This window comes from Rhodococcus sp. C26F, from assembly GCF_053345925.1.
This window is the reverse complement of record NZ_JBKFBA010000017.1, coordinates 1-11093: the sequence shown is the minus strand read 5'-3', so window position 1 is coordinate 11093 and position 11093 is coordinate 1. Positions and strand designations below refer to the sequence as shown.

The window sequence follows — 11093 nt, the reverse complement described above, 5'->3', positions numbered from 1 at the left end:
GCGCCCTGTCCAGATCACGGAGCCCGTCGTTGTCCATCTCGTCCTCCTCCGCGTCCCGGTTCGTCGTCACGGCCGCCGCCACCGCCGTACTGGGCGCAGCGCTGACCGCCTGCGGCGCCGGTGCCGCGGCGAACTCGCAGCCCACCGGCGACCCGCAGCCCGGCGGCACCTTGCGGTACGGGTTGTCGGTCCCACCCACCTGCGCCGATCCCGCGCAGGCCGCCAGCAACCAGACCATCTACGTCGCCCGGCAGGTCGTCGACTCGCTCACCGACCAGGACCCCGCGACCGGTGAGATCGTGCCGTGGCTGGCGGAGAGCTGGGAATCGAACGCCGACGGCACGCAGTTCACCTTCCGGTTGAAGGAGGGCGTGACCTTCAGCGACGGCACCCCGCTGACCGCGGACTCCGTGAAGAAGAACTTCGACGCGATCGTGAACACCCTCGGCGGGGTGAAGGCGCCGCAGGCCGTGGGATATCTCGCGGGATATGCCGGCACCACGGTCGTAGACGACCGCACTGCACAGGTGAGCTTCTCCGTGCCGAACGCGCCGTTCCTGCAGGCCACCGCAAGTCATCAGCTCGGTCTGCTCTCGGAGGCCGACACCGTGAAGAGCGCGGAGGAACGCTGCGCCGGTGACCTGTCGGGCACCGGGCCGTTCGTATACGAGGACTACCAGCAGGACAAGTCCGCCACCCTCGTCAAGCGCACGGGTTACTCGTGGGGTTCGGAGGCATTCGGACACGACGGTGAGGCCTATCTCGACCGGATCGAGTTCACGATCGTCCCCGAATCCGGTGTCCGCACCGGATCGCTCGCCTCCGGTCAGCTCGACGCCATCTCGGATGCGCTGCCGCAGGACGCGCCACAGATCGAAGGTGCCGGTGGCCGCATCCTGACCACTCCGAACCCGGGTATCCCGTTCGGTTTCCAACCCAACGTGAGCCGGGGTGTCCTCACCGACCCGGCCGTGCGCAGCGCGATCGTCCCGGCTATCGACCGGCAGGAACTGGTGGACACGGTCCTCGGACCGGACTTCCGCCCCGCGACCAGCACGCTCGCGTCCGCGACCCCCGGTTACGTCGAACTCGCCGATGTCACCTACGACCCGGCGAAGGCGGAGCAGATCCTCGACGAGGCCGGCTGGGTGCCCGGTCCCGACGGCATCCGCGTCAAGGACGGGCAGCGTCTGAGCTTCCCGGTGCTGTTCAGCTCGGTGTTCGCCGGCAACCAGGCCATCCTCGAACTGGTGCAGCAGCAGCTGCGCGCGGTGGGTGTCGACCTGCAGCTCGACCTCGTCTCCACCCCGGAGAACACCGCACGCCAGAACGCAGGTGACTACGAGGCGTCCTACTACAACAGCACCCGCGCCGACGGCGACATCCTGCGCACCGCTTTCGGTCTGGACGGCCGCAACATCAACCAGCGTGGTCCCGTCCCCGAATTGGACGAGGTGCTGAACCGGCAGCTGTCGACGACCGACCCCGCCGCCCGCGCCGAGCTCATCGGACAGGCGCAGCAGCTCGTCCTCGACAACGGCCTGTGGATCCCCACGGTCGAGCTGTCGCAGGCGATCGGAGCCGGGCCGAACGTCGCCGACCTGAAGTTCGAGGCGTCGGCGCGGCTGCAGTTCTTCGACACCTGGCTGAGCGAGTAGATCATGGTGCGCTATCTCGGTTTCCGTGTGCTCCAGGCAGTGGGGGTGCTGTGGGCGGCGTTCACGGTGTCGTTCGCGGTCCTGTTCCTGTTGCCCTCCGATCCGGTCTCCATCGCCGCCGGCGCCGATGCCGGAACACCGGTCGACGCCGCCGCGATCGAACAGCTCCAGGCGCGGTACGGACTCGACCAACCGGTCGCGGTGCAGTACTGGAACGCGCTGAGCAACGCGGTCCGAGGTGATTTCGGCATGTCCATCTCGACCGGACAGTAGGTGACCGACGCGATCGCCGCGGCCCTGCCGAGCACCCTCGTCCTGGCGGGCACCGCACTGGTGTTCGCCCTGGTGTTCGGCACGGCGGTCGCCTTCCTCGCGACCTACACGCGGGTCCACCGGCTCCGCAGCCTGCTGTTCTCGCTGCCTCCGCTGGGGGTGGCCGTACCGACCTTCTGGGTGGGTCTGATCCTGTTGCAGCTGTTCTCGTTCCGGCTACGACTGTTCCCGGCCTTCGGTGACCAGGGCATCGAACATGTGATCCTTCCGGCGATCACCCTGGCGCTGCCGACCGGCGCGGTGATCGCCCAGGTCCTCGCGACCAGTCTGCAGACGACCTGGCGGCAGCCGTTCATCGAAGCGGCGCGCGCGAAGGGCGCGTCCCGCCTGCGCGTCCAGACGCGGCACGCGCTGAAGCTGTCGAGCATCCCCGCCTTCACGATCGCCGGCGTCATCGTCGGCAACCTCCTCGCGGGGTCCGTGGTGGTCGAGACGGTCTTCTCCCGGGCAGGTATCGGGCGCCTGACCCAGATGTCGGTGATGGCGCAGGACATTCCGGTGGTGCTCGGCATCGTCGTGTTCTCGTCCACCGTATTCGTGCTCGTCAACCTCGCCGTCGACCTGCTCTACCCCCTCATCGACCCGCGGATCACCCACGGCATCGACCGGGGTGGCGCCGCCGCGTCGACCGAGGACGACCCGACCCACGACGACACTCTCCTGGAGGCCGAGGCACGTGTCTGACACACTCGTCCGCGAAGCACTACCGGCGACGTCGTTGCCGGAACCACGCTCGCGCAGAAGAATCCGGATCGCACGCGTTGTGACAGCGGTGCGACGCAACGCCGTCCTGGTCGTGTCGTCGATCGTGCTGTTCCTCGCGGTGGGCTTCGCGCTGTTCCCGTCGCTCTTCGCGTCGGGCGACCCGCTGCAGGGTGTGCCCGCCGAGAAGCTGCAGGGACCGAGCGCCGCACACTGGTTCGGCACCGACAATCTCGGCCGCGACGTGTACACGCGCGTCGTGCACGGAGCCGGCCTGTCGCTCACCGCCACGCTCGTCGCGGTCGGCATCGCCCTGGTCGTCGGCTCGCTGATCGGGTTGCTGTCCGGTGCGGTCGGCGGTGCCATCGACGCGGCACTCATGCGCCTCGTCGACGTCCTGCTGTCCATCCCCGCGCTGCTGCTGTCCCTCGCGCTCGTCACGGCCCTCGGTTTCGGCACGATGAACGTCGCGATCGCCGTGGGTGTGAGCCTCGTGGCGAACTTCGCGCGCGTCATGCGTTCGGAAGTGCTGCGGGTACGCGAGGCGCTCTACGTCGAAGCTGCGTTCGCGTGCGGCGTCCGGTGGCACACCGTGCTGCGCCGGCACGTGCTGCGCAATTCGTACGCGCCCGTCGCGGCCCTCGCCGCCGTCGAATTCGGTATGGCCGTGCTGGCCGTGTCGTCGCTGAGCTTTCTCGGCTTCGGAGCCGTGCCACCGACACCCGAATGGGGGTCGCTGATCTCGGAGGGCCGCAACTATCTCGCCGCGGCCTGGTGGATGACGACCCTTCCGGGCCTGGTTATCGTCGCCGTCGTGCTCTCGGCCCACCGCATCGGCCACGCCCTCGAGGACAGGAGCGCACGATGAGCCTCCTCGAAGTGCGCGACCTGCAGGTCGCCTACGGGCCGTCGCGCGAACCGGTGGTCGCGGTGAACGGTGTCGATCTCACGGTCGGTCGCGGTGAGGTCGTCGCGGTGGTCGGCGAGTCGGGATCGGGCAAGTCCACCACCGCGCACGCGATCATCGGATTGCTCGCCGGAACCGGTCGCGTCACGGCGGGGTCGGTGTCCTTCGACGGCACGTCGCTGAACGACCTGTCCGAGCATGCCTTCGAACGCATCCGCGGCGCCCGGATCGGATTCGTCCCGCAGGACCCGACGACCTCCCTCAACCCCGTCATCCGTATCGGCGACCAGATCGCCGAGGTGCTGCGCATCCACGGTCTCGCCGACCGGCGCACCGCGCGGATCGAGGCGCTGCGCATCCTCGAAGAGGCCGGCCTCGACGATCCGCACCTGCGCGCGAAGCAGTACCCGCAGGAACTGTCCGGTGGCCAGCGGCAGCGGGTGCTCATCGGTATCGCCCTCGCCTGCCGGCCCGACCTCGTCATCGCCGACGAACCGACGAGCGCACTCGACGTGACGGTGCAGCGCCGCATCCTCGACCACCTCGACGCACGGATCGCCGAGACCGGCACCGCGGTACTGCTCATCACCCACGACCTGGGTGTCGCGGCAGATCGCGCCGACCGCATCGTCGTCATGCAGGGCGGACGGGTCGTCGAGACCGGACCGGCGGCGCAGGTCCTCACCGACCCGCAACACGAGTACACGCGCTCGCTCATCGCGGCAGCGCCGAGCCTCGCGGAACCGGTTGTGCGACCCGCCCTGAAGGAGGCGGCCCCGATCCTGTCGGTGTCGAAGGTGTCGAAGACCTTCCGCATCGACCGCAAGTCCTCGCTGCACGCCGTGCGCGATGTGTCTTTCGACGTTCCCCGCGGCGGCACCCTGTCGCTGGTGGGGGAGTCGGGTTCCGGCAAGTCCACGGTCTCGCGCATCGCGATCCGGCTCGAGACCCCCACCGCGGGAACGGTCCGGTTCGACGGTGACGACATCACCACGCTCGGGGGCCGTGCGCTGCGGGCACTGCGGCGACGGGTACAGATCGTGCACCAGAATCCCTACGCCTCGCTCGACCCGAAACTGAGGATCCGCGACATCGTCGCCGAACCCCTCGAGGCGTTCGGCGTCGGCACGAGAGCCGAACGCGCCGCGCACGTCGCACGCCTCCTCGATCAGGTGGCGCTGTCGACCGCACATCTGGACCGCAAACCAGCCGAACTGTCCGGTGGACAACGGCAACGCGTGGCCATCGCACGGGCCATCGCCCTGAACCCCGAGCTGCTCGTCCTCGACGAACCCGTCTCGGCGCTCGACGTGTCGGTCCAGGCGCAGATCCTCGACCTGCTCACCTCGCTGCAGACCGAACTCGGGATCGGTTACCTGTTCATCTCGCACGACCTCGCCGTCGTCCGGCAGATCAGCGACACCGTCGCCGTGATGCGCGCCGGCCGGGTCGTCGAATACGGCTCCACCACAGAAATTTTCGACAACCCCCAACACGAGTACACGCAGACGTTGCTCGAGGCCATCCCCGGGAAGGTCCACCATGTCCGATAGTTCAGAATTATTGCTGGCCGTCGACTTCGCCGGCGCCGGCATCCATCCGTCGTCCTGGCGACGCGACGACTCGCGCGCCGAGGAACTGTTCACCCCCCGCTACTGGGCAGACCTCGTCGGTGCCGCCGATCGCGCCGGCGTCGACTTCGCGTTCCTCCCCGACACCTTCGGCATCGTCTCGGACGCGACTACCGTGCGCGGCCGCCTCGAAGCCGTCGGACTCGCGGCGCGCCTGACCACCGCCACCACGCGCATCGGCCTGATCCCCACCGCGACCGTCACCCACACCGAACCCTTCCACGTCGCCAAGGCAATCCAGACGATCGATCACACCACGCTCGGTCGCGCCGGGTGGGAGGTCGCGGTGACCCCGGGCGTCGTGAAGTTGTTCGGCCGCAAGGACGAGCAGGACACCGCGTCGCTGTGGGCCGAGGCGCACGAGGCCGCCGAGGTCGCGGCGCGACTGTGGGACAGCTGGGAGGACGACGCCGAGATCCGCGACGTCGCCACCGGCCGCTTCATCGATCGCGACAAGGTCCACTACATCGACTTCGTCGGCGAGTACTTCTCCGTCAAGGGATCGTCGATCGTGCCGCGGTCCCCGCAGGGGCAACCGCTGGTCGCGGTGACGGTGACCGGTGCCGACTCCTTCGGATTCGCCGCGCAGCGAGCCGATCTCGTCCGTATCCGCGCCACCGACCTCGCCGCCGCATCCGAACCGGCCGGCCGCATCCGGGCCGCGGCGGGCGACCGGCGGATCTTCGTGCTGCTCGACGTCGACGTTCTGCTCGGCGACGACGCCACCGCAGATCTCGCGCAGCTCGAGACGTGGGCCGGGCAGCCCTACCGCTCCGACACGCTCGTCCACGTCGGTACGTCCGAGAGCCTGATCGAACTGCTCGATGACACAACGGGTGTGGACGGGGTGACCCTGCGGCCCCTCGCTCTGCCGTCCACCCTCCACCGACTCGTCGAGAACGTGCTGCCCGTCGTCCGTCCCGAGGTCGCTCCCGCCACCGGAACCCTGCGCGACCGGCTCGGTCTGTCCCGTCCCGCCAACCGCTTCGCGGCTGCTCACTGAAGGAACGATCATCGTGTCCCGCAACACTGTTCGCAAGCAGATCCATCTCGCCGCGCACTTCCCCGGCGTCAACAACACCACGGTGTGGGCCGACCCCGAGTCGAAGAGCCAGATCGACTTCTCGTCGTTCCTGCACCTCGCCCGCACCGCCGAACGCGGCAGGTTCGACTTCTTCTTCCTCGCCGAAGGACTCCGGCTCCGCGAGCACCGCGGCCGCATCCACGACCTCGACGTCGTGGGACGCCCCGACACCCTCACGGTGCTCGAGGCCATCGCCGGTGCCACCACCCACCTCGGCCTGGCCGGCACCATCAACACCACTTTCAACGAGCCGTACGAACTGGCCAAGCAGTTCGCGACTCTCGACCACCTCTCGGACGGTCGCGCGGCGTGGAACCTCGTCACCTCGTCGGATGCGTTCACCGGAGAGAACTTCCGTCGCGGCGGTTTCCTCGAGCACTCGCAGCGGTACGTCCGTGCCTCCGAGGTGGTCGACGCGGTGCGGGAGCTGTGGGACGGCTGGTCGGCCCGCGGTCCCGTGATCGACCGCGAGACCGGGATCTTCGCTCCCGACGGCGACATCGCGTCGTTCGACATCCACACCACCCAGTTCGACATCGCGGGTCGCTTCGAGGTGCCGCGCAGCCCCCAGGGGCACCCGGTCCTGTTGCAGGCCGGTGACTCCGACGAGGGCCGTGAGTTCGGTGCCGCCAAGGCCGACGCCATCTTCAGCCGGCACGGCACCCTCGAGGAAGGTCGCGCGTTCTACACCGACGTCAAGAACCGCCTCGCGAAGTACGGACGCAGCTGGGACGAGCTGAAGATCCTGCCCGCCGCGACCTTCGTCCTCGGAGACACCGAGGAGGAAGCACACGAGCGGGCCCGGCACATCCGCCTGCAGCAGGTCGGTCCGCAGACGGCCATCGCCTTCCTCGAACAGGTATGGGGCAAGGACCTGTCGTCGTACGACCCGGACGGCCCGCTGCCGGACGTCGACCCGGAGGACAACGTCACCATCACGCGCGGACGCGTGCGCCACGCCAAGGATCCGCTGGCCGTAGCCCGGCAGTGGAAGGAGAAGGCGGACGCCGAGAACCTGAGCATCCGCGAGCTCATCATCGAGGTCACGGCACGGCAGCAGTTCATCGGAACGCCGCAGCAGGTCGCCGACGAGATCGACCTCTACGTCCATACCGACGCCAGCGACGGCTTCATCCTCGTCCCGCACCTCACCCCGGGCGGCCTCGACGACTTCGTCGACACGGTCGTCCCGCTGCTGCAGGAACGCGGCAGCTTCCGCACCGAATACGACAGCACCACTCTGCGCGGCCACCTCGGCCTGCGCGACCCGCACACCGTCACCGAAGGAGCCCGCGCGTCATGACCGCAACACTCGATCAGTTCGTCGACGAATGGCAGCGGTGGCATGCCGAGCGCAACGACGGCCTGCGGCAGCCGCTCGGCTGGCTGAGCCTGACCGCTCTGCACTGGCTGGACGAGACCCCCACCTCCTTCGACGAAGCGACGGGCCGGTGGCACGTCGACGGTGATTCGGTGGTCCACGAACTCGACGGGGAGACCACCACCTACGAGCCGGTCGAAGGGGCGCCCGGTCTCGAAGCGGAGTTCGACCGCGGCTTCGTCGAGATCATCAAGCGCACCGGACGATTCGGGATCCGCATCCACGATCGCACGGCACCGGCGCTCGCGTCGTTCACCGGTGTCCCGGCCTACGAACCCGACCCGTCCTGGGTACTGACCGGCCGGTTCGAGGCATTCGACGAACAGCAGGTCGTGACGACGGGTGCGGTCGTCGACGGACTGGAACACCACCACCCGGCGGCGGGTGTGGTCCGGTTCGGATACGACGGTGCCGAACACGAGCTCGTTGCTTTCGGAGAAGCCCGCGGTCCGCTGCGGATCCTGTTCACCGACGCGACGAGCGGGGTGACGACGTACCCGGCCGCGCGGATCCTGCAGGTCGAGGCACCGGCCGAGGACGGGACGGTCACGCTCGACTTCACGCGCGCCGCGAACCTGCCGTGCGCGTTCACCGACGCGGCGACGTGCCCGATCGCGCCGTCGCAGAACCGTCTTCCGTTCGCCGTCGAAGCCGGTGAACGCACTCCGCGTCTCGGGGAATCGTCGTGAACGCGCTGAATCCGGTGCCGTTGTCCGTGCTGGACCTCTCACCGGTCAGCGAGGGATCCTCGGTGCCGGAGGCATTGCGCAACACCCTCGACCTGGCGCGCCACGTCGAAGCGTGGGGGTACAAGAGGTACTGGGTCGCCGAGCACCATTTCGTCGCTGTCGCCTCGTCGGCACCCGACGTGCTCATCGGCGCGATCGCCGCCGCGACCCGCACCATCCGCATCGGTGCCGCCGCGGTTCAACTCGGACACAACACCGCGATCGGCGTCGTCGAATCCTTCGGCACTCTCGACGCCCTGTACCCGGGACGCATCGATCTCGGTCTCGGCAGGTCGGGGCAGCGACGAGCGGAGGCATTGGCGGGGGCGGCTCCCGAACCCGCTCCGCGGGCGACGGAGATCCGCGACGGACTGATCATCCCGCCGCCCTTCTCGCCGTCGAAGCTGCTGTCATCGTCCCGGTCGGCCGCGAGCTTCGGCATCCTGCAGCAACCCGGTGCGCAGTCGCCCGACTTCGCGCAGCAGATCGAGGACATCCTCGCCTTCCTGGACGGCACCTACACAGCACCGGACGGAACGGATCTGCACGCCAGTCCGGGAGAAGGCGCCGACCTCGAACTGTGGATGTTCGGTTCGAGTGCCGGACCCTCGGCGGAACTCGCGGGTCGCCTGGGGTTGCCGTTCGGTGCGAACTACCACGTCAGCCCGGGCACGACAGTCGAAGCGGTCGAGGCGTACCGGTCGGCGTTCCGTCCGTCGTCGATCCTGAGGAAGCCCTACGTGGTGGTCTCGGCCGACGCGGTGGTCGCTGACGACGACGCCACCGCACGCGAGTCGGCGTCGACCTACGGGCATTGGACGCACAGCATCCGCTCGGGCCACGGCGCGATCCCGTACCCGGACCCGGAGACCACCCCGCCGCTGACCGACGAGGAGCGAGCCCTCGTCGACGACCGCATCGTCACCCAGTTCGTGGGGTCGCCGAGCACGGTGGCGGAGCGCCTCGACACCCTCCGCCGAGTGACGGACGCCGACGAACTCGTCGTCACCTCGGTCACCCACGGCCACGAGGACCGCCTGCGTTCCTACGAACTGCTGGCCCGCGAATGGGGATTGGCGCGGGTCCGCGCCGCGTGATCGTTCGTCGAGACCGGTGTTGTTGTCGATAATTCGCGAGAAATCGGCAACAACACCGGTCTCGTTCCGGGGCGCCTGGGGATAACGTCGAAAGTTCTCCACAGGCGGGGGATTCGGGGTACCGGCGGGACCGGAGACCGGGCACGCTCGCGCTCATGGTCGACTTCCACGAACCATTCGCCGGCACCGATGCACTGGCGGCCGGATCGGTGACGCGGTACCGACTTCGGCACCACTTCGTGAAGCTTCATCGCAATGTGTACGTCGCTCCAGGAGTCGAAGCGACCGCACTACTGCGCGCGAAGGCAGCCTGGCTGTGGGCGGGAGGTATAGGGGTACTGGCCGGACCGTCCGCAGCCGCCGTGCACGGGACCCGTTGGCTCGACGCGTCGTTGCCCGCGGAGATCGTGCGACCCAGGAAGCTGCACTCGACGCCGGGCATCATCGTTCGCAGCGTCGACGACATCGAATCCTGCGTCGTCGACGGAATGACGGTGACGACACCTGCCCGAACGGCCTTCGACCTCGCGCGTAGTGCAGACCTCGAGCGGTGCGTCGAAATGCTGGACGCGCTCTGCAATGCGACCGGAACGAAGGTCCACGAGATCGAAGCGGTGGCCGCTCGGAACAAGGGCGCTCGGCACCTCGCGTCCATCCGGAAGGTTCTCGAACTCGTCGACGGAGGGGCCGCGTCACCACCGGAGACGCACACGCGGCTGTTGATCGTCCGATCCGGTCTGCCCGTGCCGGAGACGCAGATCGAGATCTACGACGGTGGGCGGTTCGTGGCACGCGCGGACATGGGCTGGAAGCAGTGGAGGGTCCTCGTCGAGTACGACGGCGCGCAGCACTGGACCGATCGAGTACAGCGGACCATCGACATCGACCGCTATGCGTTGCTGTCGGAGCTCGGTTGGACCGTGGTGCGTGTCGGCGCCGACCTGCTGTATCGACGACCCCAGGTCCTCGTCGAAAGGGTGCGACGCGCGTTGCACCGCGCCGGTGCCCTCGGGTGACCTGTCGAGACCGGTGTTGTGTGCGATTTTTCCGTGAATTTCGAACACAACGTCGGTCTCGACCGACGACGAGCGTCCGGTGGGCATACTCGGGACATCGGAAACGCGAACGGTCGGAGGAATCTGTGGCTCAGGGTTTGAAGTTGGGGTACAAGGCGTCGGCGGAGCAGTTCGGCCCGCGCGAGTTGGTCGAGTTGGGTGTGCTGGCCGAGGCGCACGGGATGGATTCGGCGACGGTGTCGGATCATTTCCAGCCGTGGCGGCACAACGGTGGGCATGCCCCGTTCTCGTTGGCGTGGATGACCGCGGTGGGGGAGCGCACGCAGCGGCTGCAGCTCGGGACCTCGGTGCTGACCCCGACGTTCCGGTACAACCCGGCGGTGATCGCGCAGGCCTTCGCGACGATGGGGTGTCTGTATCCGGGGCGGATCTTCCTCGGGGTCGGCACCGGTGAGGCTTTGAACGAGATCGCCACCGGCTATGCCGGCCAGTGGCCGGAGTTCAAGGAACGCTTCGCCCGGTTGCGCGAGTCGGTGCGGTTGATGCGCGAGCTGTG

9 protein-coding genes and 1 pseudogene are annotated in these 11093 nt (G+C 68.4%); all 10 read left to right on the top strand.

All coding sequences use genetic code 11. The features are described 5' to 3' along the window. Positions 1-29 precede the first annotated feature (29 nt). Positions 30-1658 (top strand): ABC transporter substrate-binding protein, encoded by a 1629-nt coding sequence (locus ACLBYD_RS17470; RefSeq protein ID WP_447817503.1) that lies wholly within the window; start codon positions 30-32, stop codon positions 1656-1658. A 3-nt stretch (positions 1659-1661) separates the two neighbouring features. After that, positions 1662-2675 (top strand): annotated as a pseudogene (locus ACLBYD_RS17465) (ABC transporter permease). Beyond that, positions 2668-3561, top strand: a complete 894-nt coding sequence (locus ACLBYD_RS17460) for an ABC transporter permease (protein WP_447817418.1) — start codon at positions 2668-2670, stop codon at positions 3559-3561. The pseudogene ACLBYD_RS17465 and the gene ACLBYD_RS17460 overlap by 8 nt, the downstream one beginning before the upstream one ends. Then, complete coding sequence (locus ACLBYD_RS17455; RefSeq protein WP_447817417.1) at positions 3558-5153, top strand: dipeptide ABC transporter ATP-binding protein; 1596 nt, start codon at positions 3558-3560, stop codon at positions 5151-5153. Before ACLBYD_RS17460 ends, ACLBYD_RS17455 begins: the two co-directional genes overlap by 4 nt. Continuing rightward, positions 5143-6234 carry an LLM class flavin-dependent oxidoreductase gene (locus ACLBYD_RS17450; protein WP_447817416.1) on the top strand — a complete coding sequence of 364 codons (1092 nt, stop codon included), beginning with the start codon at positions 5143-5145 and terminating at the stop codon, positions 6232-6234. The genes ACLBYD_RS17455 and ACLBYD_RS17450 overlap by 11 nt, the downstream gene beginning before the upstream one ends. A 13-nt stretch (positions 6235-6247) precedes the next feature. Beyond that, entirely contained in the window at positions 6248-7618 is a 1371-nt protein-coding gene (locus ACLBYD_RS17445) for an NtaA/DmoA family FMN-dependent monooxygenase (protein WP_447817415.1), read from the top strand. Next, positions 7615-8385 carry a DUF1684 domain-containing protein gene (locus ACLBYD_RS17440; RefSeq protein ID WP_447817414.1) on the top strand — a complete coding sequence of 257 codons (771 nt, stop codon included), beginning with the start codon at positions 7615-7617 and terminating at the stop codon, positions 8383-8385. Before ACLBYD_RS17445 ends, ACLBYD_RS17440 begins: the two co-directional genes overlap by 4 nt. Continuing rightward, positions 8382-9521, top strand: coding sequence for an LLM class flavin-dependent oxidoreductase (locus tag ACLBYD_RS17435; RefSeq protein WP_447817413.1), 1140 nt, complete (start codon positions 8382-8384; stop codon positions 9519-9521). Before ACLBYD_RS17440 ends, ACLBYD_RS17435 begins: the two co-directional genes overlap by 4 nt. A 155-nt stretch (positions 9522-9676) precedes the next feature. Next, the gene (locus ACLBYD_RS17430; RefSeq protein WP_447817412.1) at positions 9677-10537 is read left to right on the top strand and encodes a DUF559 domain-containing protein; all 861 of its coding nucleotides are present in this window, start codon (positions 9677-9679) and stop codon (positions 10535-10537) included. A gap of 125 nt (positions 10538-10662) precedes the next feature. After that, positions 10663-11093: LLM class flavin-dependent oxidoreductase (locus ACLBYD_RS17425; protein WP_447817411.1), on the top strand; the 431-nt coding region annotated here is incomplete at its 3' end.

Bases quoted from the DNA above. Each gene is read 5' to 3' on its own strand.
- ACLBYD_RS17455 (WP_447817417.1), top strand. From the start codon at position 3,558: ATGAGCCTCCTCGAAGTGCGCGACCTGCAGGTCGCCTACGGGCCGTCG.
- ACLBYD_RS17450 (WP_447817416.1), top strand. From the start codon at position 5,143: ATGTCCGATAGTTCAGAATTATTGCTGGCCGTCGACTTCGCCGGCGCC.
- ACLBYD_RS17440 (WP_447817414.1), top strand. From the start codon at position 7,615: ATGACCGCAACACTCGATCAGTTCGTCGACGAATGGCAGCGGTGGCAT.
- ACLBYD_RS17430 (WP_447817412.1), top strand. From the start codon at position 9,677: ATGGTCGACTTCCACGAACCATTCGCCGGCACCGATGCACTGGCGGCC.